Here is a 26374-nt window from a genome sequence, read left to right as displayed (position 1 = left end):
ATCAAGCCAGCACCTCGGCCAGGTTGCCCTTGGACTCGAGCCACGCCTTGCGGTCGCCCGCACGTTTCTTGGCCAGCAGCATGTCCATGATCTCGGTGGTCCCGGCGAAATCGTCCAGGGTCAGTTGCACCAGGCGGCGGGTGTTGGGGTCCATGGTGGTTTCGCGCAGCTGCGGCGGGTTCATTTCGCCCAAACCCTTGAAGCGCGTGACCTGCGGCTTGCCGCGTTTCTTTTCGGCAACCAGGCGGTCGAGAATGCCGTCGCGCTCTGCCTCGTCCAGGGCGTAGAAGATCTCCTTGCCCAGGTCGATGCGGTACAGCGGCGGCATGGCGACGTAGACGTGACCGGCGTCCACCAAGGGTCGGAAGTGCTGGACGAACAGCGCGCACAGCAGGGTCGCGATGTGCAGGCCGTCGGAGTCGGCGTCGGCCAGGATGCACACCTTGCCGTAGCGCAGTTGGCTGATATCGGCGGCACCGGGATCGACGCCGATGGCCACGGCAATGTTGTGGACTTCCTGGCTGGCGAGTACTTCGCTGCCGTCCACCTCCCAGGTGTTGAGGATCTTGCCGCGCAACGGCAGGATCGCCTGGAACTCCTTGTCTCGCGCCTGTTTGGCCGAGCCGCCTGCCGAGTCGCCTTCGACCAGGAACAGCTCGGAGCGGGCTGGGTCCTGGCCGGCGCAGTCAGCCAGCTTGCCGGGCAATGCGGGGCCCTGGGTGATGCGCTTGCGCTCGACCTTCTTGCTCGCCTTGAGGCGACGCCCGGCGTTGCTGATCGCCAGTTCGGCCAACTGCATGCCCAATTCGGGATGGGCGTTGAGCCACAGGCTGAAGGCGTCCTTGACCACGCCGGAGACGAACGCGGCCGCCTCGCGCGAGGACAGCCGCTCCTTGGTCTGGCCCGAGAACTGCGCATCCTGCATCTTCATCGACAGCACGAAGGCGATGCGTTCCCAGATATCTTCGGGCGCCAGTTTCAAGCCGCGTGGCAGCAGGTTGCGGAACTCGCAGAACTCGCGCATTGCATCCAGCAGACCCTGGCGCAGCCCGTTGACGTGGGTACCGCCCTGAGCCGTCGGGATCAGGTTGACGTAGCTTTCCTGAACGCTGTCGCCGCCTTCGGGCAACCACAGCAGTGCCCAGTCCACGGCTTCCTTGTTGCCCGCCAGGCTGCCGCAGAACGGCTCGTCGGGCAGGCGAGCGAATTCGGTGACCGCATCGATCAGGTACGAACGCAGCCCGTCTTCATAATGCCACTCGACCTTCTCGCCGCTGCCTTTGTCTTCGAAGCTGACCAGCAGGCCGGGACACAACACCGCCTTGGCCTTGAGCACATGCTTGAGGCGGCTGACGGAAAACTTCGGCGAATCGAAGTATTTCGGGTCCGGGGCGAAATACACGCTGGTGCCGGTGTTGCGCTTGCCGACGGTGCCGATGACTTCCAGATCGGTGGCCTTGAAGCCATCGGCGAAGGTCATCTGGTACTCGTTGCCGTCGCGCTTGACCCTGACCCGCACCTGATTGGACAAGGCGTTGACCACCGAGATGCCCACCCCGTGCAGGCCGCCGGAAAACTGGTAGTTCTTGTTGGAAAACTTGCCGCCCGCGTGCAGCTTGGTAAGGATCAGCTCGACGCCGCTGACGCCTTCCTCTGGGTGGATGTCCACGGGCATGCCACGGCCATCGTCGGACACTTCAAGAGAGTGATCGGCGTGCAGGATGACCTGGATAGAACGCGCATGGCCCGCCAGGGCTTCGTCGACACTGTTGTCGATGACTTCCTGGGCCAGGTGGTTGGGCCGACTGGTGTCGGTGTACATGCCCGGGCGCTTGCGCACCGGGTCGAGGCCCGAGAGGACTTCGATGGCGTCTGCGTTATAGGAGCTAGCGCTGGGATTGGCCATGGGGTCTCGTCGTCAGTCGTTCGTGAAAAGAGTGATCAAAGCTGGGCAAAATCGACGGCCTGGTAACGCGCCGCGTCGATGCCGGCGAATGCCAGCAGCGCTGGCAACTTTTGCGCAAAGCCTTGGAAGCCGTGGTCGCCGCCGTTTTCGATGTGTACGCTGCAGGCTTGGTAGAAGGCCGCAGCCTGGCGATAGTCGAGGGTTTCGTCGCCGGTCTGCAGCCACACCTGAAGCCGCTCGGGGTCGGTGGGCGCCGGCACTTCCAGCTCGGCAAGGGCCGTGACGTGGTCGCGGGTCAACTGCCAGCGTTCGCCCGTATAGTGGTTGGTCTGCATTCCCAGGTAGCCATCGAACAGGTGGTGCGGATTGACCACCGGGTTGATCAACAATGCCTTGAGGCCGAAGCGCTTTGCCAGGTGCGTCGCATAGTAGCCGCCGAGGGAGCTTCCCACCAGCAATGGTGCGTCGAGCTGCGCCAGCGCGGCTTCCAGTTGGGCAATGGCCTGGCGCGGATGGTGGTGCAGCGCCGGCGCGCGAAGCTGGTCGGCCAGGCCGATGCGTTGCATCAGCGCGCTCAGCTGGCGGGCTTTCTGCGACTCCGGCGAACTGTTCAGACCGTGAATGTAGAGGATCGAACCGGGCATGGGGGCCTCCGGGCATAGAGATGGCGCGCAGTTTACCTTGTCGAGGGTGCAGTTGGGGTGTTGCTGCGTCGGTATATGGGCAAGCCGCAATCCTGGCGCGAAACCCTGTGGGAGCGGGCTCTGTCCGCGAAGGCCGCACTACCGCCTCTGTTTCAATAACCCGCCGCGTCCAGGTCCGGGGTGAAGGTGAAGTTCGCCAGCCGCGACACGCCGGTCTCGATCTGCCCGTCGGGCATCAGGCGCAGCCAGCGGTAGCCCGGCGCGCGGTTGTCCAGGGCGAAATCCTCACTGCCGGGCAGAAACTGAATGCCCGTGGACGGCGACGCCAGCAGGCGCAAGCCATGGGCGTGCCGGTCGATCTCCTGATGCACATGCCCCCAGAGCACACCACGCGCCTGCGGAAAACGCCCGAGCAGCTCGAACAGGGCCCCGGCGTTGCGCAGCCCGATGGGCTCTATCCACTGGCTGCCGATCGCAACCGGATGGTGATGCAGGCACACCAGATGATGCTTGTGCGGTGCTTCAGCGAGCGCCCGCTCGAGCAACTGCAACTGATCGTCGGCCAGATGGCCGGCTGCCGAACCGGCGATGGCCGAATCGAGCAGCGTCACCCGCCAGGCACCCACATCCGCCACAGGCTCCAGCCACTGTGTGCCTTCGGCGGCTTGCCGCATGAGCGCCGGCTCGTCGTGGTTGCCGGGCAGCCAGCGCGTGGGTGCGCAAATGACTTGGGTGGCCTGCGCGAACGCCTGGTAAGACGCCAGCGTGCCGTCCTGGGACAGGTCACCGGTGGCGACCAGCAGGTCGATGCGCGGCTGCTCCTCGAGCACCTGCGTGACCACCTGCGCCAGGCTCCGTCGCGTGTTCAAGCCGAACATGGCACCGTCGGCTGCGGCCACCAGGTGGCTGTCGGAAAGCTGCACGAGCACTACCGGTGCATCGACAGCAGGATCAGATAGGCTCGACAAGACCGTCTCCAGGCAAAAGGGCGAACCGGCAAATTATGCGCAGCCTGAATGACAAGGGCAATGCGACCTGCGGTGCTCGTGCAGGCCGATGTTCAGCGTACCGCTTCGTACTCGTGGCCACAGGCCAGGCAATGACTCAGCCACTCACCCAGGAACAGATTGAGCTGGGCCTTTTCGTCAGGCTGGTGCATGGCCGCGTTGGGGTAGGGATAGACGCTGCGGAAACGCCGGGCGTGCTCGGCGCTGACGACTTCGGCCATGCGCGCGTCGTGGTACACCTGCACCTCCATCTGCGGCACCGGCAGCCATGGCAGGCTGTGTTCCTGGCGTACACGCAGGGTGGTGGTGTACGGACAGGCAAGCAGCACCTCCAGCGTCAGCACACCGAGCATCTGGTCGGCCTGGGTCATGGCGATGCGGCGTGACAACTGCTGGCTGCGCATGTCCGGCAGCAGGCGCATGAGCCGCGCATAATTGGCTTCGCAGGCCGCCTGCAGGCCGACCAGGTCGACGCGGTAGCGCTCGCGCAACGGGCTCACGACCACAGCCCCCTGACTTCGTCGCGGTTCAGGGCCAGCCATTGGATGGCGATGATCGCTGCCGCGTTGATGATTCGACCATCGCGCACGGCCTGCAGGGCATCGTCGAATGCCCAGACCTTGACGCGAATGTCCTCGCCCTCTTCTTCCAGGCCATGCAGGCCACCTGCGCCCTCGCTGCTGCAGCGGCCCAGGTAGAGGTGCACGTACTCGTCGCTGCCGCCGGGTGACGGGAAGTACTTGCTGATCGGCCACAACGCTTCGATCTGCAGGCCCGCTTCCTCGTCGGCCTCGCGGTGCGCGACTTCCTCGGGCCGCTCGTCCTTGTCGATCAGCCCGGCGACCATTTCGATCAGCCAGGGGTTGTCGACCTTGCCCACCGCGCCGACCCGGAACTGCTCGATGAGCACCAGTTCGTCGCGGGCGGCGTCGTAGGGCAACACACACACGGCATCGTGGCGCACGAACAATTCGCGGCTGATCTGCTTGCTCATGCCACCGTTGAACAGCTCGTGGCGCAGGAACAGCTTGTCCAGTTTGTAGAAGCCCTGGAAGCAGAGCTCGCGCTTGTCGATTTCGACCGCCGAAGGCATTGATCGTGATGAATCTGGCATGGAAAAACCTCTTACTCGTGCATGCAGCATGGGGCCATCCTAACCGCGATGGGCCCGTATTGCAGCCCCTTTGAGGTGAAGCCGCGCGCCTCGGGATAGGCGGTTGGGCGAGCAGGCATTAAGATTGCGCAACTGGCGAACCGACGGTTCGACCGACAGTCCAACCACGATAATTCCATTACCCGCCAAGGACCCTCATGTCGTTTCTCAAGTTCGCCTCCGTGGCCTGCGTCGCCCTGACCCTGGGTGCCTGCTCCAGCCTCTTCCAGCCCAACTACCGGGCGCCGCTGGACACCAAGCGCGAGGCTTTCGAGCACCTCAAGCCTGGCTGCGACAATCAGGATTGCCCGCTGGTGAACATCGACGTGGTGCACTTTCCCGACGAGCCGGGCCTGGATGCAGCCATCGACAAACGCTTGCGCGAGATGACCGTCAATACCCCCGACGCCCGCGTGCCCGCAACCCTGAAGGCTTACGAAGAGCAGTTCATGCGCGAGGCCCAGCCACGCTACAGCAGCTACCTGCAAGCCAAGGTACGCGAACAGCATGACGGCATTGTTGTGGTTGAACTGTCCAGCTACGCCATGACGGGCGGCGCCCATGGCATGCCCGGGCGCGGCTTCATCAACTGGTCGCGCCGCGAACACCGCGAGCTGACCCTGCAGGACATGCTGGTCCCAGGCCAGGAGCGTGCGTTCTGGCAGGCCGCAGAAGAAGCCCACCGCGGCTGGCTGGTCGCCAGCAAACTGGACAAGGACGCCGAATTCATTCGCCAGTGGCCCTTCCAGCAAACGCCGAACATTGCCCTGACCTATGGGGGCGTGGTGCTCAAGTACAATGTGTACAGCATCGCCCCCTACGCCATGGGCCACCCGGAAGTGAAGATCGCCTACCCGCGCCTCAATGGCGTGATCAAGCCCGAGCTGTTCCCGGGTCGCGGTTGAGTACTCGCTCGATCAGGTAGTACAGCAACCCGGCCACCAGCAGCGCTGGCAGGGTTGCGCCGATCTGCGGGTACAGATTGGCCAGCACGTGGTACAGGCATACGCCGCCAAGCCAGGCCAGCAGCGCACTCCAGTGCACGGCGCGCGGTTCGACCTGCGCCGAGCGCTTGCGCAGCACGAAGTGGTCCATCAGCACCACGCCGAACAGCGGCGCGAATACCGAGCCAATCAGCAGCAGGAAGTTCTGGTACTGCGCCAGCGGTGCCAGGCAGGCGATCAGCGTGCAGACGATGCCGATGGCCAAGGCCAGGTGTTCGACCTTGAGCCCCGACAGCAAGCTGGTCGATACCGCCGCCGAATGGATATCGGCGAAGGCGTTCTCCGACTCGTCCAGCAGGATCAACAACAGCGGTATGCCCAGACCGGCCCCGGCCAACGCCAGCAGCAGCGCATTGACTTCGCCACTGGGCGCGAACGCCAGGGTGTAGGCGACGCCCAGGCTCATCAACCAGAAGTTGCCTATGAAAAACCCGACGGCCGTGCCGCCGAACACGCTTTTGGCGCGCTTGCCGAATCGCGAATAGTCGGCAATCAGCGGCAGCCACGACAAGGGCATGGCGATGGCGATGTCGAAGCCCGTGGCCAGGTCCATGGAACCGTCCCCAGCGGTGTTCCACAGGGTCGTCAGGTCGGCCTTGGCGAACAGGTTCCAGGTCAGCCATAGGCACGCTGCCAACAGCAGCCAGATGCCCCATTTGCGCAGCACCTTGCGCACGAAGGTCAGCGGTCCGGTGACCGCCAGCAGTGTCGCCAGGCCGCCGAAAAACACGGTCCACAGCCAGGGGTTGCTGCCTAGGCTGCCCTCACCGAACGCGCGCGTGCCCAGCAGGCTGGCCGCATCGCGCATCACGATGATCTCGAACGATCCCCAGCCGATCAGTTGCAACAGGTTGAGCAAGGCCGGAACGCTGCCGGCGCCGCGGCCCAGGGTCAGGCGCAGGGCGGCCATGGCGGACAGGCCGGTGTCGCTGCCGATGACGCCGACCGAGGCGAGCAGCAAAACACCCACCAGGGTGCCCAGGAAGATCGCCGCCAGTGCGCCGGCCAGGCCCAGGCCAGGCGCCAGTAGGGCGCCGGTCTGCAGCACCATGAGGCCCACGCCCAGGGAAAACCACAGGGAGAACAGGTCGCGCCCGCCCAGCACGCGCTGGGCGGCGGACACCGCAGTATCGGGAGAATAGGAGGTTTTCAATGGCTGGGCTCGAGTGGAAATGGGTCGAAGGTTGTTGGGGCATTGGCGGTGCCTGTTCGCGGCCGCTGACCGCTCCTGCGGAGGGATCGCAGGAGCGGTCAGCGGCCGCGAAAACCGCACCACCGAAGATACTGACTAGACCTTTTGGTACAGCTGGCTGCCTTCCTGCTTGAAGCGCTGCGCCTGTTCGCGCATGCCCTCCTCCACGCTCAGGTCGACGGCTTCGATCTTCTGGTTGGCCGCGTACTCGCGCACTTCCTGGGTGATTTTCATCGAGCAGAACTTCGGTCCGCACATCGAGCAGAAATGCGCGACCTTGGCCGAATCCTTGGGCAGGGTTTCGTCGTGGTAGGCGCGCGCGGTGTCTGGGTCCAGCCCCAGGTTGAACTGGTCTTCCCAGCGAAACTCGAAGCGCGCCTTGCTCAAGGCGTTGTCGCGGATCTGCGCGCCCGGGTGTCCCTTGGCCAGGTCGGCGGCATGGGCGGCAATCTTGTAGGTGATGATGCCGGTCTTCACGTCATCCTTGTTCGGCAACCCGAGGTGCTCCTTGGGCGTCACGTAGCAGAGCATGGCGCAGCCGAACCAGCCGATCATCGCCGCACCGATACCCGAGGTGATGTGGTCGTAACCCGGCGCGATGTCGGTGGTCAGTGGGCCCAGGGTGTAGAACGGCGCTTCGTCGCAGCACTCCAGCTGCTTGTCCATGTTCTCCTTGATCAACTGCATCGGCACATGCCCCGGACCTTCGATCATGCACTGCACGTCGTGCTTCCAGGCGATCTTGGTCAGCTCGCCGAGGGTTTCCAGCTCACCGAACTGGGCTTCGTCGTTGGCGTCGGCGATCGACCCGGGACGCAGGCCGTCGCCCAGGGAAAAGCTGACGTCGTAGGCCTTCATGATCTCGCAGATCTCGTCGAAGTGCGTGTACAGGAAGTTTTCCTTGTGATGCGCCAGGCACCACTTGGCCATGATCGACCCGCCGCGACTGACGATGCCGGTGACCCGCTTGGCCGTCAGCGGTACGTAGCGCAAGAGCACGCCGGCATGGATGGTGAAGTAGTCGACGCCCTGCTCGGCCTGCTCGATCAGGGTGTCGCGGAACAGCTCCCAGGTCAGGTCCTCAGCCGCGCCGCCGACTTTTTCCAGGGCCTGATAGATGGGTACGGTGCCGATCGGCACGGGCGAGTTGCGGATGATCCACTCGCGGGTTTCGTGGATGTGCTTGCCGGTGGACAGGTCCATTACCGTGTCAGAGCCCCAGCGAATGCCCCAGGTGAGCTTGGCCACTTCTTCCTCGATGGAAGAACCCAGCGCGCTGTTGCCGATGTTGCCGTTGATCTTCACCAGGAAGTTGCGGCCGATGATCATCGGCTCGAGTTCGGTGTGGTTGATGTTGGCCGGAATGATGGCGCGGCCGCGGGCGATCTCGTCGCGCACGAATTCGGCGGTGATCTCCCGGGGAATGCTGGCGCCGAAGCTGTGGCCCTTGTGCTGGTCCTTGAGCAGGCCGGCAGCGCGCGCCTCGGCCAGCTTCATGTTCTCGCGGATGGCGACGTATTCCATTTCGGCGGTAATGATGCCCTGGCGGGCATAGTGCATCTGGCTGACGTTGGCGCCGGCCTTGGCGCGGCGCGGGTTGCGCACATGGGCGAAGCGCAGTTTGGTCAGTTCGTCGTCGCTCAGGCGTTGCTGGCCGAAGTTCGAGCTCAGGCCGGCCAGGCGCTCGGTGTCGCCGCGGTCGTCGATCCAGGCCGAACGTATATCAGCCAGGCCCTTGCGTACGTCGATGACGACGCTGGGGTCGGTGTAGGGGCCCGACGTGTCGTAGACGGTCACCGGCGGATTGATCTCGCCCGCGCCGTTGCCGGTCGAGAAGTCGGTGGGCGTGACATCCAGGCTGATCTCGCGCATCGGCACGCGGATGTCCGCACGCGAGCCTTGGACGTAGATCTTGCGTGAACGGGTGAAGGGCTGCACGGAGCCGGAATCGACTTGGGCCGATTCGCTCAAATGCACGGTGTTTTTTGCTTTTGTATTCATCACAGGCTCTCCAGACGGCATCCAGCACGGGAATGTCGGAGCGAACCTGAAAGGCACGGATGCACCCTGTGAACGGATGCTGTGCTTGTACGCGAGGTGCTGTGCAGAAAATGCGCGAGACCCCGGACGAAGCACAAGAGGACTCGCCGAAAGGACGAGAAATCTTGTTCCCTACGCAGGCGTTAACCTGATCAGGTTCAACGGGATCCGGATTATCCGATCTCAGCCTCATAGCAAGGCACCCCGACAAGAACGTGCACAGCATAGACGGCCCGCACACGGAACGCCAACTCCGCCTGCAGGTCTTGATATTGGCCGTTGCGCCGGATTGTTGTGCGGCGCGCCGCGCTCTACACTCGCCCTGCCCCACGCCTATTTTCACAGCTGATGCCCAGACCCAGCTTTCAGACCAAGGATTGCCCCATGCTGCGCAGTAGATTTCCCTCGGCAACGGCCCTCGCCCTGGCCGTGTCCGGTGCCATTCCAGGCATGGCCCTGGCGCAGCAGGCACCGCTGGCGAGCATGACCGACCTGGTCAGCGTCTATCAGGAAGCGGTGCTGAACAACGCCGACCTGGCCGCGTCGCGGGCCGACTACGCCGCGCAAAGCGAAATCGTGCCGCAGGCGCGGGCCGGCTTGCTGCCCAACCTGTCGGCGGGCTACGACATCAACGATACCCGCACGGCGCTGGACCAACCGTCGGCGGTGTACAACCGCAGCGGCAATTCCTACCGGGCGCAGTTGAGCCAGCCGCTGTTCCGCGCCGACCGCTGGTTTCAGCTCAAGGCCGCCAAAGCGGTCGACGAGCAGGCGGCCGTGCAGCTGTCGGCCACCGAGCAGAACCTGATTCTGCAGAGTGCCCAGGCCTATTTCTCGGTGCTGCGCGCGCAGGACAACCTGGCCACCGCGCGTGCCGAAGAGAATGCTTTCCGGCGCCAGCTCGATCAGTCGCAGGAGCGTTTCAACGTCGGTCTGTCCGACAAGACCGACACCCTGCAATCCCAGGCCAGCTACGACACCGCCCGGGCCAATCGAATCATCGCCCAGCGTCAGGTCGACGACGCCTTCCAGGCCCTGATCACGCTGACCAACCGCGAATACAACTCGATCCAGGGCATCGTTCACACCTTGCCGGTGCTGGCGCCGATGCCCAACGACGCGAGTGCGTGGGTCGACACCGCTTCCCGGCAGAACCTCGATCTGCTGGCCAGCAACTACGCCGTGGAAGCTGCCGAGCAGACCTTGCGCCAGCGCAAGGCCGGGCATGCGCCCACGGTGGATGCGGTGGCGCAATACCAGAAGGGTGACAACGACAATCTGGGTTTCAGCAATCCCTCCAATCTGCCGGGCGTGAGCTATGGCAGCGACGTGTCGCAGCGCAGCATTGGGGTGCAGTTGAACATTCCAATCTACAGCGGCGGTTTGACCAGTTCGCAGGTCCGTGAGGCCTATGCGCGGCTCACGCAAAGTGAGCAGCAGCGTGAAAGCCTGCGCCGACAGGTGGTGGAGAACACCCGCAACCTGCACCGTGCGGTGAACACCGATGTCGAGCAGGTGCAGGCGCGCAAGCAGTCGATCATCTCCAACCAGAGCTCGGTGCTGGCCACGGAAATCGGCTATCAGGTGGGAACGCGCAACATCGTCGACGTGCTCGATGCGCAGCGCCAGCTGTACAGCTCGGTGCGCGACTACAACAACACCCGCTATGACTACATTCTCGACAACCTGCGGCTCAAGCAGGCGGCGGGCATTCTGAGCCCCGGCGACCTGCAGGACCTGACACGATTCCTCAAGGCCGATTACAACCCGGACCGGGATTTCCTCCCGCCAGACCTGGCCAAAGCGGCCGAAGCGCTGCTCAAGCCGCCAGCGAAACCATGACCTGACGCGCCGCTGCTACAGGGGGTGGGTGAGCCGCGTCCGGCGTCGAAGCGGGGTGTCAGGTGTATCGCGTCGCCAGTGACGCGGCTTGCGCCGCTGCTACACGGGTCGCGCAGCCCGTAATGAGCCCCACGCGTTCCTGTAGCAGCGGCGCGAGCCGCGTCCGACGTCGATGCGGAGTGTCAGGTGTATCGCGTCGCCAGTGACGCGGCTTGCGCCGCTGCTACAGGGGTCGCGCAGCCCGTAATGAGCCCCACGCGTTCCTGTAGCAGCGGCGCGAGCCGCGTCCGACGTCGATGCGGAGTGTCAGGTGTATCGCGTCGCCAGTGACGCGGCTTGCGCCGCTGCTACAGGGCGCGCGCAGCCCGTAATGAGCCCCACGCGTTCCTGTAGCAGCGGCGCGAGCCGCGTCCGGCCTTGATGCAGTGGGTCAGGTGTACCGCGCAGTGGGTGACGCGGCTTGCGCCGCTGCTACAGGGGAAATTATTCGGGAGCGGAAAAAGAAAACCCCGCCGAAGCGGGGTTTTGCAGACTGTTTCCCATGACATCCATTTCCGTCCGCCGTCCTGGCAGAAATCCTACGTGTCCCTGTTATATCTAGGCGCATCCTGCGCAACGTCCTTGGAGTGAAGATTAACTGTGGATCCAATCCGTGGATATAGCTCAAAGACACCACGTGATGTAAGCCAAAGCTTACATCGTCAGAATTGCTCCTCATCCAACAGAAACAGTGACGCGCTGCCGGCATCGACGGCAGCCGCCAGCGAGTGGATCCGCGGCAACAACCGGGCGAAATAAAAGCGCGCCGTGCCCAGTTTGCTGGCATAGAACGCCTCGTCCTGCCTGCCCAGCGCGGCCGCCGCCATTCTCGTCCACATGTAGGCGTAGGCGGTGTAACCAAAGGCCTGCAGGTACTCGACCGATGCGGCGCCGATCTCGCGCGGATCGTTCGCGGCGCGGTCCAGAACCCCTGCCGTCAAGGCGTCCAAGCGATCCAGCGCGTGAATCAGCGGCTGGGCGAACTCCTGCAACGCGGCATCGGCCTGGGCGGCGTAGGCACGCACTTCGTCGGAAAACAGCTGATAGAACGCACCACCGTTGCCCACCACCTTGCGGCCCATCAGGTCCAGTGCCTGGATGCCGTTGGTGCCCTCGTAGATCTGGGTAATGCGCACATCGCGGACCAACTGCTCCTGGCCCCATTCGCGGATATAGCCGTGGCCACCGAATACCTGCTGGCCATGCACCGTGGTTTCCAGGCCCAGGTCGGTCAGGAAGGCCTTGGCCACCGGAGTCAGCAAAGCCACCATGTCTTCGGCGCGCTTGCGCGTGGCCGGCTCTTCGCTGTACTTGGCGGTGTCCAACTGCAGCGCCACGTAGGTGGAGAACGCCCGCCCGCCTTCATTGCAGGCTTTCATGGTCAGCAGCATGCGCCGCACGTCCGGGTGGACGATGATCGGGTCGGCCATCTTGTCGGCCTGCATGGCCCCGGTGGGCGAACGGCTCTGCAGCCGGTCACGGGCGTACTCCACAGCGTTCTGATAGGAGCGCTCGGCCGACGCCAGGCCCTGAATGCCTACGCCCAGACGCTCGTAGTTCATCATGGTGAACATGGCCGCCAGGCCCTTGTTGGCCTCGCCGACCAGGTAACCGGTGGCGCCATCGAAGTTCATCACGCAGGTGGCCGACGCCTGGATGCCCATCTTGTGTTCGATGGAACCGCAGGACACGGCGTTGCGCGCGCCCAGGTTACCGTCGGCATCGACCATGAACTTGGGCACCAGCAGCAGCGAGATGCCCTTGGGGCCGGGCGGTGCGTCGGGAAGCTTGGCCAACACCAGATGGATGATGTTCTCGGTCAGGTCGTGTTCGCCGCCGGTGATGAAGATCTTCGTCCCGCTGACCTTGTAGCTGCCGTCTGCCTGCGGTTCGGCACGTGTGCGGATCAGGCCCAGATCGGTACCCGCATGGGCTTCGGTCAGGCACATGGAGCCGGCCCAGGTTCCGGCATACATCTTGGGCAGGTAGGTGCGTTTCAGCTCTTCACTGGCATGGGCGTTGATGGACAGGCAGGCACCTGCAGTCAGCATCGGGTACAGGCCGAACGCCAGGCTGGCCGAGTTGACCATCTCCTCGACCTGCGCCGAAATCACCTTGGGCATGCCCATGCCACCGTGGGCAGGCTCGCCGCCCACGCCGACCCAGCCACCCTCGGCGTAGGTCCGGTAGGCCTGAATGAACCCGGCCGGAGTCGTCACCGCGGTATCGCGCCAGTGGCAGCCCTCTTCATCGGCCGCACGGCTCAAGGGCGCGATGGCCTGGGCGGTGACCTTGCCGGCCTCCTCGAGAATGGCCTCCATGGTGTCGACATCGACGCTGTCGGCCAGGCCCGGCAGCTGCGCCCAGTGGCTGGCAACGTCGAATACTTCGTTCAGGACAAAGCGCATATCGCGCAGGGGAGCTTTGTAATCCGCCATGGCTGACTCGCAGAAATTCGAGGGCTGAGGTTCGAAAGCCGGGCGGCGCGCTCGGCAAGACGCGCGCCGCCCGGCTGGTTGGCGTACCTGTCAGTAGGACAGGCCGAAGTGCGCTTCGTCCATGTCCATCAGGTTGGCCGCGCCCGAGAGCATGGCGGCAACGTGAGTGCGGGTGCGCGGCAGGATGCGCTGGAAGTAGAAGCGCGCCGTTTGCAGCTTGGCCGTGTAGAACGCGGCATCGCCCGTGCCTTCAGCCAGTTTCTGCGCCGCCACACGAGCCATGTCGGCCCAGAAATAGGCCAGGCAGGCGTAACCCGAATACATCACGTAATCGACCGAGGCTGCGCCGACTTCTTCGCGATCCTTCATGGCGGCCATGCCAACCTTCATGGTCAGCTCGCCCCACTCCTTGTTCAACTGCGCCAAGGGTGTAACGAACTCGGCAACGGCTTCGTTGCCTTCGTTGGCCTGGCAGAACTTGTGCACGATCCGGGTGAAGCCCTTGAGTGCCTCGCCCTGGGTCATGAGCACCTTGCGGCCCAGCAGGTCGAGTGCCTGGATGCCGGTGGTGCCTTCGTACAGCATGGAAATGCGGCTGTCGCGCACGTTCTGCTCCATGCCCCACTCGGCAATGAAACCGTGCCCGCCGTAGATCTGCACGCCGTGGTTGGCGGCCTCGAAACCGACTTCGGTCATGAATGCCTTGGCGATCGGCGTCATGAAGGCAAGCAGGGCGTCGGCACGCTTGCGCTCTTCCTCGTCCTGGCTGAACTTGAGCACGTCCACCAGCTTGGCAGTGAAATAGACCATGGCCCGTGTGCCTTCGGCGAAGGCCTTGATGGTCAACAGCATGCGCCGTACGTCCGGGTGCACGATGATCGGGTCGGCAGCCTTTTCGGGCGCCTTGGGACCGGTCAGCGAGCGCATCTGCAGGCGATCGCGGGCATAGCGCAGGCCACCCTGGAACGCGACTTCGGCATGGGCCAGACCCTGTAGGGCAGTGCCCAGACGTGCCGTGTTCATGAAGGTGAACATGCAGTTCAGGCCCTTGTTGGCGGGGCCGATCAGGTAGCCGGTGGCGCTGTCGAAGTTCATCACGCAGGTGGCGTTGCCGTGAATGCCCATCTTGTGTTCCAGCGAGCCACAGCTCACCGCATTGCGCGCGCCGATCGCGCCATCGCTGTCAGGCAGGAACTTGGGCACGATGAACAGCGAGATGCCCTTGGTGCCGGCCGGTGCATCGGGCAGGCGTGCCAGCACGATGTGCACGATGTTGTCGGCCATGTCGTGTTCGCCGGCAGAAATGAAGATCTTCGTGCCGCTGATTGCATAGCTGCCGTCGGCCTGGGGTTCGGCCTTGGTGCGCAGCATGCCCAGGTCGGTGCCGCAGTGTGGTTCGGTCAGGCACATGGTGCCGGTCCACTCGCCGGACACCAGCTTGGTCAGGTAAGCCTCTTGCTGTTCGGGCGTGCCGTGGGCGGAAATGGTGTTCATGGCGCCGTGGGACAGGCCGGGGTACATGCCCCACGACCAGTTGGCGCTGCCGATCATCTCGCTCACCGCCAGACCGAGGGATTCGGGCAGGCCCTGGCCACCGTGTTCGACGTCGTGGGCCAGGCTTGGCCAGCCGCCTTCGACGAACTGTTTGTAGGCCTGCTTGAAGCCGGTCGGCGTCTTCACGCCGTCTTCGCTCCAGGTGCAGCCTTCGATGTCGCCCACACGGTTCAGCGGCGCCAGTACCTGTTCGCAGAACTTGGCGCCTTCTTCGAGGATGGCATCGACCATGTCCGGGGTCGCATCCTGGCAGCCGGGCAGGCTTTGATAGTGCGCTTCGTAGCCGAGCAACTCGTCGCGGACGAAGCGAATATCACGCAAGGGGGCCTTGTACTCAGGCATAGCGATAAACCTCTGCTGATGAATTCCGATGGGTTCGACCTGCGACAGGTTGTCGCTATCAAACGGCTGTTTGAAACATACGTTTACGCCTGCGCAAAGTCAATACCCGCCCGGCGGCCGTCACGGTGCCGTGGCGGCTGCGGGCTGGCTCGCTGAAAAGGGGGATCGACAGGGTTCGGCGGGTATGGCGCGGGTTAGAGCGGAGTACCGAGTAGAACGTTGGCAGGATCGAGCCACACATTGACCGAGTCGCCCTCACGGATCGAGCAGTGCTCGGAAAGTGCGCACAGGGTCTGCCCATTCGCCAGGCCGATACGCATTTCGCAAGGCCCTCGAGCGTCCTTCAGGACCTGCTCCAGCACACCCTGCAGGCAGCTGTGACCTGGCATGGCGGGAGCATCCAGTGGCAACACGCACAACCAACCCGCCTTGATCAAGGCCACCACACCAGCGCCGGGCACCAGCGTCAGGGTTTGCGTGCTGTCATGGGTGATCTGCGCGCGCAGGCTCAACCCCGCGCCCAGGTCCAAAGTGATTTCGTCGTTGCGCCCTTGAGCGTCGATGGCAGTCACGCGGCCGTGCAGTTGATTGCGGGCACTGGTACGCAGCATGAGTCGGCCCAGCAGGTCGAGGTCGCCGACGTCCTCGGCGGCTTCGAGCACCTGCGCCTGCAAGGCCTGGAGCTTCTGGTAAAGGCGCAGCATGCGCTGCCCTTCCGCGGACAAGCACGCGCCACCACCGCCCTTGCCGCCCACGACCCGTTCGACCAGCGGCGTTTGGGCCAGGTTGTTGAGTTCGTCGATGGCGTCCCAGGCGCCCTTGTAGCTCAGGCCAGCCGCCTTGGCGGCACGGGTGATCGAACCCTGCTCGGCGATATGACGCAGCAGTTCGATGCGTTGCGGACGACGGGCGATGTACTGGGCCAGCAAAGGAGGCAAGGTCATGGCCCAAGGCTACTCGGGCTTGGCCGTGCGCGCCAGACAGTAGACGTCGACCCGCGCGGCGCCGCCCTCGCGAAGCAGCGTGGCCAGGGCCTGCGCGGTGGCGCCGGTGGTCATCACATCGTCGACCAAGGCGACGTGCACTCCGTCGAGCACCGCACCGGGCATCAAGGCAAAGGCTCGTTCCAGGTTGTGCAGCCGCGCCTTGGCGCCCAGTTCCTGCTGCGCCTGGGTCTCGCGCGGTCGTTGCACCAGGGTCGAATCGCAGTCGATGTGCAGTGCCTCGGACAACCACCGAGCGAGCATTTCAGCCTGGTTGAAACCGCGTCTGCGCAGGCGTTTGCGCCCCATGGGCACCGGGATCAGCAACTGCGGGCGTGGCAACCCTTCGTTGAAACGATGATCGAGCCAGTGACTGGTCAACTCGGCCAGCAAACGTCCATAGGGCCACTGGCTGTTGTGCTTGAAGCGGGTGATCAGGCTGTCGAGGGGAAAACCATAGTGCCAGGGGGTTTCCACCTTGCCGAATGCGGGTGGCCGACGCCGACAGGGCGCGCAGGTGAACCCACTCATCGCCAAGGGCAATGCGCACACCGTGCACTGCTCCTCCAGCCAGGGAAGGTCGCATTCGCAGGCCTCGCACAGGGCATAGGGATTGCCCGACGCTTCGTCGCACAGCAGGCAAATCTGATCATTTTCTAGCCACTTGTAGACCCTGGCAGCCGCAGAAGGTTGACAGTGCATGGAGCTTCCTTAATCATGCCCGCATTCAACTCAATAGCCGCGTTGCGCCCATGGACATTCCAGCGTCCCTGCGCGCGCCCAAGCATAAACAAGGAATCGCCGATGAGCGCCAGTACAACTGCAACCGTTCGTCACGACTGGACCCTGGCCGAGGTCAAGGCGCTGTTCGTGCAGCCGTTCAACGACCTGCTGTTCCAGGCGCAAAGCGTGCACCGGGTGCATTTCGACCCCAATCGGGTCCAGGTCTCGACCCTGCTGTCGATCAAGACCGGCGCCTGTCCCGAGGACTGCAAGTACTGCCCGCAATCGGGGCACTACAACACCGGGCTGGAAAAAGAAAAGCTGATGGAAGTGCAGAAGGTGCTCGAGGAAGCCGCCCGCGCCAAGGCGATCGGTTCGACGCGATTCTGCATGGGCGCGGCCTGGAAACACCCCTCGGCCAAGGACATGCCGTACGTGTTGCAAATGGTTGCCGGGGTCAAGGCGCTGGGCCTGGAAACCTGCATGACCCTGGGGCGCCTGGACGAAGACCAGACCAAGGCGCTGGCCCAGGCCGGCCTCGACTACTACAACCACAACCTGGACACCTCGCCGGAGTTCTACGCCAGCATCATCACCACCCGCACCTACAGCGAACGCCTGCAGACCCTGGCCCACGTGCGCGACGCCGGCATGAAGATCTGCTCCGGCGGCATCCTGGGCATGGGCGAGTCGCTGGACGACCGCGCCGGGCTGCTGATCCAGTTGGCCAACCTGCCCGAGCATCCCGAGTCGGTGCCGATCAACATGCTGGTGAAAGTGGCCGGTACGCCGCTGGAAAACGCCGAGGATATCGACCCGTTCGATTTCATCCGCATGCTCGCCGTGGCGCGCATTCTCATGCCCCAGTCCCATGTGCGCCTTTCCGCCGGGCGCGAAGCGATGAACGAACAGATGCAGGCACTGGCTTTCCTGGCCGGGGCCAACTCGATCTTCTATGGCGACAAGCTGTTGACCACGGCCAACCCGCAGGCAGACAAGGACATGCAGTTGTTCGCCCGCCTGGGGATCGCTCCCGAAGCTCGTGAAGAACACGCCGACGAGGTCCATCAAGCGGCCATCGAACATGCCCTGGTCGAGCAGAAGAGCAGCGACCTGTTCTACGACGCCGCGTCCGCCTGACCCTGCGCCGGCCCCAGCGGCCGGCGTTCACCTCCCCCCTGCCATTCGAGGCCTGCATGCCCTTCGACCTCAGCGCGCGCCTGGCCGAGCGCCGCGCCGCCGACCTCTATCGTCAGCGTCCATTGCTGCAAAGCCCGCAGGGGCCATGCGTGGTGGTCGATGGCCAACCGCTGCTGGCTTTCTGCAGCAACGACTACCTGGGCCTGGCCAACCACCCCGAAGTGATCAAGGCCTGGCGCGAGGGCGCCGAGCGCTGGGGCGTGGGCGGTGGAGCATCGCATCTGGTGGTCGGTCACAGCAGCCCTCACCACGCGCTGGAAGAGGCCTTGGCCGAATTCACCGGGCGTCCGCGGGCGTTGCTGTTTTCCACCGGCTACATGGCTAACCTGGGGGCGGTCACCGCCCTGGTGGGGCAAGGCGATACCGTGCTGCAGGACCGGCTCAACCACGCCTCGCTACTGGACGCCGGCTTGCTCAGCGGCGCACGCTTCAGCCGTTACCTGCACAACGATGCCGCCAGCCTGGAAACGCGCCTCGACAAAGCCACCGGCAATACGCTGGTGGTGACCGATGGCGTCTTCAGCATGGACGGTGACCTTGCCGAGCTGCCGCAACTGGCCGCTTCGGCCCGCGCCAAGGGTGCCTGGCTGATGGTCGACGATGCCCACGGGTTCGGTGCCCTGGGCGCCACCGGTGGCGGTATCGTCGAACACTTCGGGTTGGGGTTGGACGATGTGCAGGTGCTGGTCGGGACCTTGGGCAAGGGCTTCGGCACTGCGGGCGCCTTCGTAGCCGGCAGCGAGGAACTGATCGAGACGCTGGTGCAGTTCGCCCGGCCCTACATCTACACCACCAGCCAGCCACCGGCGCTGGCCTGCGCCACGTTGCGCAGCCTGCAGCTGCTGCGCAGCGAGCACTGGCGGCGCGAGCACCTGGCGACCCTGATCGCGCAGTTCAGACGGGGCGCTGCCCGGTTGGGCCTGACCTTGATGGATAGCTTCACGCCCATTCAACCCATTCTCATCGGCGACGCCGGGCGAGCCCTGCATTTGTCGCGGCTGTTGCGCGAGCGCGGAGTGCTGGTGACGGCCATTCGCCCGCCAACGGTGTCTGTCGGCAGTGCGCGATTGCGGGTCACGCTTTCGGCCGCTCACAGCAGTGCCCAGGTGCAGCGACTGCTCGATGCGCTGGCTGAGTGCTACCCGCTGCTGGGAGCTGAACATGCTTGATCGCTTGATCCTGCTACCTGGCTGGGGCCTGGGCAACGGTGCTTTGGATCCCCTGGTCGCCGCCTTGCGAGGGCTCGCTGAACCCGTGCAGGCGCGGATCGAAGCCTTGCCCGAGCCCGGTTCCATCCAGCTTTCCGACTGGCTCGACGCGCTCGACGAACGCCTGCCGGACGGTGTCTGGCTGGGCGGCTGGTCGCTGGGAGGCATGCTTGCTGCCGAACTGGCGGCGCGCCGTGGCGAGCGCTGTCGTGGCTTGCTGACGCTGGCCAGCAACCCCTGTTTCGTGGCCCGCGCCGACTGGCCGGATGCAATGCCCGCTAAGACGTTCGAAGCGTTTCTGGCCGCTTGCGAGGCGGATCCGAAAAACCTGCTGAAGCGCTTCGCGTCGCTCTGTGCGCAAGGCGCTGCTGATCCGCGCGGGCTTTCTCGGCGACTGGCGGTTGCTGAGCCGACTTCGACACAGACGTTGGTGGAGGGCCTGCATGTGCTGGCGGAGCTGGATACCCGGGCCGCGTTGCAGGCGTTTGCCGGGCCGCAACTGCACCTGTTTGCCGGGAACGATTCGCTGGTGCCTGTTGGTGCAGTAAGCGCGTTGCGGGAGCTGCTGCCAGAGGCGGAGATCGGCCTGGTCGAGCAGACCAGCCATGCGTTCATGCTGGAGGACTCGCAAAGGGTCGCCGGTGCAATTCAGGCCTTCCTGCGTGAGCGAGGTTTTGATGAATAACGGCAAGGGTTTTGCGTTTGACGCACGTTTGGCGATGGTAGATGACGCGGCTTGCGCCGCTGCTACAGGGGCCGAGGCGGGGTCTGCGTTGCCGGACAAGCGGCGGGTGGCGGCTTCCTTTTCCAAGGCAGCGGCGAGTTACGACAGCGTCGCGCAGTTGCAACGCGACGTTGGGCACGCGCTGCTCGCACGCCTGCCGACCGGTCTGCAACCCTCGCAATGGCTCGACTTGGGCAGCGGCACGGGCTATTTCAGCCGCGCCCTGGCCCAGAGTTTTCCGGAAGTCGGCGGCGTGGCGCTGGACATCGCCGAAGGCATGCTGACCCACGCGCGCGCCCAGGGCGGCGCCACCTGGCATGTGGCCGGCGATGCCGAGCAGCTGCCGTTGCGCAGTGGCTGCTGTGGCCTGATCTATTCGAGCCTGGCAGTGCAATGGTGCAGCGACTTCGCCGCGGTGCTTGCCGAGGCCCACCGAACACTGCAGCCCGGTGGCGTGCTGGCATTCGCCAGCCTGTGCGCGGGCACGCTGCACGAGCTGCGCCAGAGCTGGCGCGCAGTGGATGGCCGGGTGCACGTCAACCGCTTCCGTGAGTTCGCCGACTACCAGCGCCTGTGCGCCGACAGCGGCCTGGAGGTGCTGGGCCTGGATAACGTGCCCCATGTGCTGCACTACGCCGACGTGCGTGGCCTGACCCATGAACTCAAGGCGCTGGGCGCACATAATCTCAACCCCGGCCGACCTGACGGCCTGACTGGCCGCACGCGCATGCTTGGCCTGCTGCACGCCTATGAAACCTTCCGCACACCGCTGGGGCTGCCCGCCACCTACCAGGTGGTCTACGCTGTGTTGCGCAAACCTGTCGAGCAAGGACAATCCCGATGAGCGCCTATTTCATCGCCGGTACCGACACGGACATCGGCAAGACCACGATCGCGGCCGGCCTGTTGCACGCCGCTATGCTCAGGGGCCTCAGCACGCTGGGTGCCAAGCCCGTTGCCTCGGGCTGCGATGTCACACCCAAGGGCCTGCGCAACAGTGATGCGCTGGCCTTGATGGCGCAGAGTTCGATCAGCCTGGAATATGCGCAGGTCAATCCAGTGGCCTTCGAACCGGCGATCGCTCCACACATTGCCGCTCGCGAGGCTGGCGTGGCGCTGACGGTTGGATCGTTGCTGGCGCCCATGCGCCACGTGCTGGCCCAGCAGGCAGACTTCACCCTGATCGAAGGCGCCGGCGGTTGGCGCGTGCCGCTGTCCGACCAGGCCAACCTGTCGGACTTGGCCATTGCCCTGAAACTGCCGGTGATTCTGGTGGTGGGCGTGCGCCTGGGCGCCATCAGCCATGCGCTGCTCAGTGCGGAAGCGATCGCCCGCGACGGCCTGCAGCTGGCCGGCTGGGTGGCCAACATCATCGAACCGAAAACCTCACGCCTGGAAGATAACCTCGCCACCCTGGCCGAACGCATGCCAGCGCCCTGCCTGGGTCGCGTGCCCTACCTGAAGGACGCCAGTGCCCAAAGCGTTGCCGAGCATCTGCATCTGGAGCTTATTGGGTAGGACGATTCAAACGTGCAATGCGGGTGCGCCGTATTGGCTCAACAATGCGTCGGCCGTCAGTAACTGCATGCTCTCGAGGGTAGCCTGGGCGAATAGCAGGCGATCGAACGGATCGCGATGAATGGGCGGCAGTTTTTCCACGGCCATGCCATGGGCTGCAGTGATGGGTAGCTCGCTGTAGCCATTGAGCAATAGCTGCCGGCGCAGACGCGCCGTATCGATGACCGTGGCGCTGCGGCTCAGACCGTTCTTGATGGCCACTTCCCACAGGCTCGCTGCGCTGAAGTACACCTCGTGATCCATATTGCCGATCAACGATCGAGCACTTGCTGAAAGCATCGGGCTGTCCTTGGCAACCCAGATCAGGATATGCGTGTCGAGCAGTAACTTCACACCTTGCCCTCGAAGAGATTGGCGACCTCAATGTCCAGCTCATCAAAGTCTTCGGGTACCTCCAGGTCAAGCATGAAACCGATACGCTTTGCTTCACCCGCTAGTGGCGTGTCATAAGCCACCAGCCGGGCAACCGGCTTGCCGGCTTTGGCAATGACGACCACTTCACCGGCCGCAGCTTGATCCAGTAGCCGGGACAGATTGCTTTTGGCATCGTGAACATTGTGAATGGCCATCGGTGGCGACTCCTTTGTACAGGTGACTACAGTGTATCTTAGCCCATCTGGTTAGCTAATTCTCTTGTGCGCATTTATGCTGGCTTTGCACCGTGGTTCCCCCCGTATTGCTGTATTCGGAAACATTTCTGCACGCACGCATCGGCACACCCCCTGCCTGCAACCTGTTCGTCATAATCCCTCCTTAAGGTACTCGCTGACCTGAAGGGAGATGATCATGAGCCTATTAGAAGAACATCAAGCCACCGACCTGGAAAAGATCACCGGCCTGAGCCGTCGTCGCTTCATCGGTGCTGGCGCATTGTGCGGTGCCGCAATGTTCATGGGCGGTAACCTGCTGACCCGCACGGCCGTGGCCAGCGCCGTGAGCGCCGGTAACAGCGGCCTGCTCGGTTTCACCGGCATTGCGGCTGCCACCAGCGACACCATCAGCCTGCCGCCAGGCTATCGGGCCAGCGTGCTGATCAGCTGGGGGCAACCCCTGCAAGCCGGCGGCCCTGCGTTCGACCCCAGCGGCAACGGCAGCGCCGAAGCCCAGGAGGTGCAGTTCGGCGACAACAACGATGGCATGAGTCTGTTCCCCTTCCCCAACGACGCCAATCGCGCGTTGATGGCCATCAACAACGAATACACCAACTACCGTTATCTCTACGCCCATGGCGGTAGCCCGCAGTCGGCCGACGAGGTGCGCAAGGCCCTGGCCTGCGAAGGCCTGTCGGTGATCGAGATCCAGCGCAAGGCCGGCCACTGGCACTTCGTCCAGGGTTCGCAGTACAACCGACGTGTTCACGGCAACACGCCGATCCGTGTCAGCGGCCCGGCGGCCGGTGATGCCCTGCTCAAAACTGCGGCCGACAGCACCGGGCAACTGGTGCATGGCACGTTCCAGAACTGTGCCAATGGCAAGACGCCCTGGGGCACCTACCTCACGTGCGAAGAAAACTTTACCGACTGCTTCGGCAGCACCGACGCAACGCTGGCGTTCACCCCGGCGCAGAAACGCTACGGCGTGGTCGCGGCCAGCAAGGAAATCAATTGGCACCCCCACGATCCGCGCTTCGACATGGCGCGCAACCCCAACGAACTCAACCGTCATGGCTGGGTCGTGGAAGTGGACCCGTTCGACCCCACCGCCATGCCGGTCAAGCGCACCGCACTGGGTCGCTTCAAGCATGAGAACGCAGCCCTGGCCGAAACCCGCGACGGGCATGCCGTGGTGTACATGGGCGACGACGAGCGCGGCGAATTCATCTACAAATTCATCAGCCGCGATCGCATCGACCACCACAACCCCAAGGCCAATCGTGACCTGCTCGACCACGGCACACTGTACGTTGCGCGTTTCGACGACGGCGACGGCAACCCCGACCACCCCAAGGGCCGTGGCCAATGGCTGGAGCTGACCCATGGCAAGCACGGCCTGGATGCCAGCAAAGGCTTTGCCAGCCAGGCCGAGGTACTGATCCACGCGCGACTGGCTGCCACCGTCATGCAGGCCACGCGCATGGACCGTCCCGAGTGGATCGTGGTCAGCCCGAAAGATGGCCTGGTCTATTGCACCCTGACCAACAACGTCAAGCGCGGTGACGACGGCCAACCGGTCGGCGGCCCCAACCCGCGCGCGAAGAACGTCTACGGTCAGATCCTGCGCTGGCGCGAAAGCGGCGACGAGCACGGCGCCATGGACTTCGAGTGGGACCTGTTCCTGGTGGCCGGCAACCCCGGCGTGCACCCTGGCCAGGCCAAGGGCGGCTCGTCCAACATCAATCCGCAGAACATGTTCAACAGCCCCGATGGCCTGGCGTTCGACGATGCCGGTCGACTGTGGGTACAGACCGATGGCGATACCACCAACGTGGGCGACTTCGCCGGCATGGGCAACAACCAGATGCTCTGCGCCGACCCTGCCAGCGGCGAGATCCGCCGGTTCATGGTCGGCCCGGTCGGTTGCGAAGTCACCGGCGTCAGCTTCGCTGCCGATCAACGCACCCTGTTCATCGGCATCCAGCATCCGGGCGAAAACGGCGGTTCGACCTTCCCCGAACATCTGCCCAACGGCAAGCCACGCTCGTCGGTGATTGCCATCAGCCGCGAGGATGGCGGGGTGATCGGCGCGTAACCCGGCCACCGCTGTTGCCGCGTCTGCGCTACCATGGCGAGCCGGACGCGGCAGCCTGCCGCGCGCAGGAGTTCGCATGGCCCACCCTTTTGAAACACTCACCCCAGACCTGGTGCTCGACGCCGTGGAAAGCATCGGCTTTCTGAGCGATGCACGGGTGCTGGCACTCAACAGCTACGAGAACCGCGTCTATCAGGTGGGCATCGAAGATGGCCAACCGCTGATTGCCAAGTTCTATCGCCCCGACCGCTGGACCAACGCTGCCATTCTGGAAGAACACGCGTTCACGGCCGAGCTGGCCGATTGCGAAGTGCCCGTGGTTGCACCGATGGTGCACGAGGGCGAAACGCTGTTCGAACACGCCGGGTTCCGTTTCACCCTGTTTCCTCGCCGGGGCGGCCGGGCGCCCGAGCCGGGCAATCTCGATCAGCTCTATCGCCTGGGCCAGCTGCTGGGCCGCCTGCATGCCGTGGGCGCCACACGCCCGTTCGAGCACCGCGAAGCGTTGGGGGTGCAGAATTTCGGCCACGATTCGCTGCAGACCTTGCTCGAAGGCAACCATGTACCGCGCAGCCTGCTGCCCGCCTACGAGTCGGTCGCCCGTGACCTGCTCAAGCGCGTGGAAGAGGTGTACAAGGCCACGCCGCACCAGAACATCCGCATGCACGGCGATTGTCACCCCGGCAACATGATGTGCCGCGACGAGGTGTTCCATATCGTCGACCTCGACGATTGCCGCATGGGCCCGGCGGTGCAGGATCTGTGGATGATGCTCGCCGGCGACCGCCAGGAATGCCTCGGCCAGCTGTCCGAGCTGATGGACGGCTACCGCGAATTCCACGACTTCGATCCGCGCGAGCTGGCGCTGATCGAACCCCTGCGGGCGCTGCGCCTGATGCACTACAGCGCCTGGCTGGCACGGCGCTGGGAAGACCCGGCCTTTCCGCGCAGTTTTCCCTGGTTCGGCACCGAGCGGTATTGGGGTGACCAGGTGCTGGCGTTGCGCGAGCAGCTGGCAGCACTCAACGAAGAACCGCTGAAGCTGTTCTAGCCGGGCGCCGGACCTGAAAGCAGCGTTCGCCTTTTTGTTTCCAATGGTTTGATGTGTAACAGTTACCGACCAGCGATTCGATTTCGAAACCGTGCCAGCAGGGAGCTCCATGCAAGTCGCCAATCCCCGTCGGGGGTACATCCTGGGCCTGAGCGCCTACATCTGTTGGGGGTTCATCCCTCTCTACTTCAAGACCCTTGCGCACTACCCGGCCGTGGAGATCATCGCCCAGCGGGTGCTCTGGTCGGCGCTGCTCGGCTCGTTGCTGCTGCTGGTGTGGAAGCACCCCGGCTGGCTGCGCGAATTGCGCGACAACCCTGTGCGCCTGGCGATCCTGGTGGGCAGCGGTTGCCTGATCGCCGCCAACTGGCTGGTCTATGTGTGGGCGGTGAACAACGGTCGACTGCTCGAGGCCAGCCTGGGCTACTACATCAACCCGCTGCTCAACGTCGTGCTCGGCTTGCTGATCCTGCGCGAGCGGCTGCGCCCGCTGCAATGGATCGCCGTGGCGCTGGCGGCGACGGGGGTGGCGCAGCAGGTCTGGCAGGTGGGCAGCCTGCCATGGGTCTCGTTGGCACTGGCCTTGACGTTCAGTTTCTACGGACTGATCCGCAAGCGGGCACCGGTGGCCGCGTTGCCAGGGTTGGTGATCGAAACCTGGTTGCTGGTACCGCTGGCCGCGGGCTGGCTGCTTTGGCACGGCGATGCCGTCAGTATCCAGCCGGCCTTCTGGACTACCAGCGACGCGCTCTGGTTGATGGCTGCTGGGCCGATCACACTGGTGCCGCTGCTGTGCTTCAATGCCGCGGCGCGCCATTTGCCGTATACCACGCTGGGCTTCTTGCAGTACATCGCACCAACGCTCGTGTTGCTGCTGGCCGTTCAGGTGTTCGGCGAACACTTGGCTCCGGCGACCTTGATGACGTTCATCTTCATCTGGGCGGGGCTGGCTATCTACAGTGTGGATATCTGGTGGAATCGACGCAAACGCGACTGATCAGAAAACGATCAACTGGCTGCAGGCCGCGCCGAGCTTGGTGTACAGCGATCTACGCCAA

At 64.2% G+C, this 26374-nt stretch carries 23 protein-coding genes and 1 riboswitch; of the genes, 10 read left to right on the top strand and 13 right to left on the bottom strand.

All coding sequences use genetic code 11. From position 1 onward, the window contains the following. Position 1: 1 nt before the first annotated feature. The 5 genes from parE to IFT76_RS14830 form a co-directional block, all read right to left on the bottom strand. A complete protein-coding gene (gene parE, locus IFT76_RS14850; RefSeq protein ID WP_043191207.1) occupies positions 2-1906 on the bottom strand; it encodes a DNA topoisomerase IV subunit B in 1905 nt (634 codons plus the stop codon). A 35-nt stretch (positions 1907-1941) separates the two neighbouring features. Continuing rightward, positions 1942-2550 carry a YqiA/YcfP family alpha/beta fold hydrolase gene (locus tag IFT76_RS14845; RefSeq protein ID WP_192059040.1) on the bottom strand — a complete coding sequence of 203 codons (609 nt, stop codon included), beginning with the start codon at positions 2548-2550 and terminating at the stop codon, positions 1942-1944. 152 nt (positions 2551-2702) lie between these two features. Continuing rightward, positions 2703-3518: a 3',5'-cyclic-AMP phosphodiesterase gene (gene cpdA / locus IFT76_RS14840; protein ID WP_192059038.1), complete on the bottom strand. Its 816-nt coding sequence runs from the start codon at positions 3516-3518 to the stop codon at positions 2703-2705. 92 nt (positions 3519-3610) lie between these two features. Further along, complete coding sequence (locus IFT76_RS14835; protein WP_197975833.1) at positions 3611-4099, bottom strand: DUF1249 domain-containing protein; 489 nt, start codon at positions 4097-4099, stop codon at positions 3611-3613. Continuing rightward, positions 4054-4671, bottom strand: coding sequence for an NUDIX domain-containing protein (locus IFT76_RS14830; RefSeq protein ID WP_192059036.1), 618 nt, complete (start codon positions 4669-4671; stop codon positions 4054-4056). The genes IFT76_RS14835 and IFT76_RS14830 overlap by 46 nt, the downstream gene beginning before the upstream one ends. A gap of 197 nt (positions 4672-4868) precedes the next feature. On the opposite strand from IFT76_RS14830, the gene IFT76_RS14825 reads away from it, so the two are divergent. Next, the gene (locus IFT76_RS14825; protein WP_185794968.1) at positions 4869-5615 is read left to right on the top strand and encodes an RsiV family protein; all 747 of its coding nucleotides are present in this window, start codon (positions 4869-4871) and stop codon (positions 5613-5615) included. Here IFT76_RS14825 and cytX read toward each other — a convergent pair. Both cytX and thiC read right to left on the bottom strand, forming a co-directional pair. Further along, on the bottom strand, positions 5584-6867 hold the full coding sequence (cytX, locus tag IFT76_RS14820; RefSeq protein WP_197976941.1) for a putative hydroxymethylpyrimidine transporter CytX: 1284 nt from the start codon (positions 6865-6867) through the stop codon (positions 5584-5586). The genes IFT76_RS14825 and cytX overlap by 32 nt on opposite strands. A 135-nt stretch (positions 6868-7002) precedes the next feature. After that, complete coding sequence (gene thiC, locus IFT76_RS14815) at positions 7003-8907, bottom strand: phosphomethylpyrimidine synthase ThiC (RefSeq protein WP_192059034.1); 1905 nt, start codon at positions 8905-8907, stop codon at positions 7003-7005. A 151-nt stretch (positions 8908-9058) separates the two neighbouring features. After that, positions 9059-9163, bottom strand: a riboswitch (TPP riboswitch). A 167-nt stretch (positions 9164-9330) separates the two neighbouring features. Between thiC and IFT76_RS14810 the strand changes: the two genes are divergently transcribed. After that, positions 9331-10788 (top strand): TolC family outer membrane protein, encoded by a 1458-nt coding sequence (locus tag IFT76_RS14810; RefSeq protein WP_122480407.1) that lies wholly within the window; start codon positions 9331-9333, stop codon positions 10786-10788. Between the two features lie 701 nt (positions 10789-11489). On the opposite strand, the gene IFT76_RS14805 is transcribed toward IFT76_RS14810, so the two are convergent. The 4 genes from IFT76_RS14805 to IFT76_RS14790 all read right to left on the bottom strand — a co-directional run bounded on the left by IFT76_RS14805 (position 11490) and on the right by IFT76_RS14790 (position 16846). Beyond that, a complete protein-coding gene (locus tag IFT76_RS14805; RefSeq protein WP_192059032.1) occupies positions 11490-13265 on the bottom strand; it encodes an acyl-CoA dehydrogenase C-terminal domain-containing protein in 1776 nt (591 codons plus the stop codon). Between the two features lie 90 nt (positions 13266-13355). Further along, positions 13356-15161 carry a phenylacyl-CoA dehydrogenase gene (locus IFT76_RS14800; protein ID WP_192059030.1) on the bottom strand — a complete coding sequence of 602 codons (1806 nt, stop codon included), beginning with the start codon at positions 15159-15161 and terminating at the stop codon, positions 13356-13358. Positions 15162-15355: 194 nt separating this feature from the next. Then, entirely contained in the window at positions 15356-16105 is a 750-nt protein-coding gene (locus IFT76_RS14795) for a TOBE domain-containing protein (protein WP_192059029.1), read from the bottom strand. Positions 16106-16114: 9 nt separating this feature from the next. Beyond that, positions 16115-16846: a ComF family protein gene (locus tag IFT76_RS14790; RefSeq protein WP_192059027.1), complete on the bottom strand. Its 732-nt coding sequence runs from the start codon at positions 16844-16846 to the stop codon at positions 16115-16117. 102 nt (positions 16847-16948) lie between these two features. Between IFT76_RS14790 and bioB the strand changes: the two genes are divergently transcribed. Genes bioB through bioD form a run of 5 tightly spaced genes read left to right on the top strand, consistent with a single transcriptional unit; the run spans position 16949 to position 21517 of the window. Then, on the top strand, positions 16949-18007 hold the full coding sequence (gene bioB / locus IFT76_RS14785) for a biotin synthase BioB (protein ID WP_192059025.1): 1059 nt from the start codon (positions 16949-16951) through the stop codon (positions 18005-18007). Positions 18008-18063: 56 nt separating this feature from the next. Further along, on the top strand, positions 18064-19236 hold the full coding sequence (bioF, locus tag IFT76_RS14780) for an 8-amino-7-oxononanoate synthase (protein WP_192059023.1): 1173 nt from the start codon (positions 18064-18066) through the stop codon (positions 19234-19236). Beyond that, positions 19229-19960 carry an alpha/beta fold hydrolase gene (locus tag IFT76_RS14775; protein WP_192055795.1) on the top strand — a complete coding sequence of 244 codons (732 nt, stop codon included), beginning with the start codon at positions 19229-19231 and terminating at the stop codon, positions 19958-19960. Before bioF ends, IFT76_RS14775 begins: the two co-directional genes overlap by 8 nt. Before the next feature lie 34 nt (positions 19961-19994). Further along, positions 19995-20843 (top strand): malonyl-ACP O-methyltransferase BioC, encoded by an 849-nt coding sequence (gene bioC, locus IFT76_RS14770; RefSeq protein ID WP_192059176.1) that lies wholly within the window; start codon positions 19995-19997, stop codon positions 20841-20843. Then, positions 20840-21517 carry a dethiobiotin synthase gene (gene bioD, locus IFT76_RS14765; protein WP_192059021.1) on the top strand — a complete coding sequence of 226 codons (678 nt, stop codon included), beginning with the start codon at positions 20840-20842 and terminating at the stop codon, positions 21515-21517. The genes bioC and bioD overlap by 4 nt, the downstream gene beginning before the upstream one ends. A 6-nt stretch (positions 21518-21523) precedes the next feature. Here the strand turns inward: bioD and IFT76_RS14760 are convergent, their stop codons facing one another. After that, the gene (locus IFT76_RS14760) at positions 21524-21910 is read right to left on the bottom strand and encodes a type II toxin-antitoxin system VapC family toxin (RefSeq protein WP_122480417.1); all 387 of its coding nucleotides are present in this window, start codon (positions 21908-21910) and stop codon (positions 21524-21526) included. Beyond that, the gene (locus tag IFT76_RS14755) at positions 21907-22146 is read right to left on the bottom strand and encodes a type II toxin-antitoxin system Phd/YefM family antitoxin (RefSeq protein WP_122480418.1); all 240 of its coding nucleotides are present in this window, start codon (positions 22144-22146) and stop codon (positions 21907-21909) included. Before IFT76_RS14755 ends, IFT76_RS14760 begins: the two co-directional genes overlap by 4 nt. A 217-nt stretch (positions 22147-22363) precedes the next feature. On the opposite strand from IFT76_RS14755, the gene IFT76_RS14750 reads away from it, so the two are divergent. The 3 genes from IFT76_RS14750 to rarD all read left to right on the top strand — a co-directional run bounded on the left by IFT76_RS14750 (position 22364) and on the right by rarD (position 26313). Next, a complete protein-coding gene (locus IFT76_RS14750; protein WP_192059019.1) occupies positions 22364-24265 on the top strand; it encodes a PhoX family protein in 1902 nt (633 codons plus the stop codon). A gap of 76 nt (positions 24266-24341) precedes the next feature. Then, positions 24342-25316 (top strand): serine/threonine protein kinase, encoded by a 975-nt coding sequence (locus tag IFT76_RS14745; RefSeq protein WP_122714579.1) that lies wholly within the window; start codon positions 24342-24344, stop codon positions 25314-25316. Positions 25317-25425: 109 nt separating this feature from the next. Then, positions 25426-26313 (top strand): EamA family transporter RarD, encoded by an 888-nt coding sequence (gene rarD, locus IFT76_RS14740; RefSeq protein WP_192059017.1) that lies wholly within the window; start codon positions 25426-25428, stop codon positions 26311-26313. The last annotated feature ends 61 nt before the right edge of the window (positions 26314-26374 follow it).

Origin of the sequence: Pseudomonas sp. CFBP 13727 (assembly GCF_014841915.1) — a bacterium.
GTDB classification, from domain to species: Bacteria; Pseudomonadota; Gammaproteobacteria; order Pseudomonadales; family Pseudomonadaceae; genus Aquipseudomonas; species Aquipseudomonas baltica.
The sequence above is the reverse complement of the archived record's forward strand: the minus strand, read 5'-3'. Positions and strand labels throughout refer to the sequence as shown.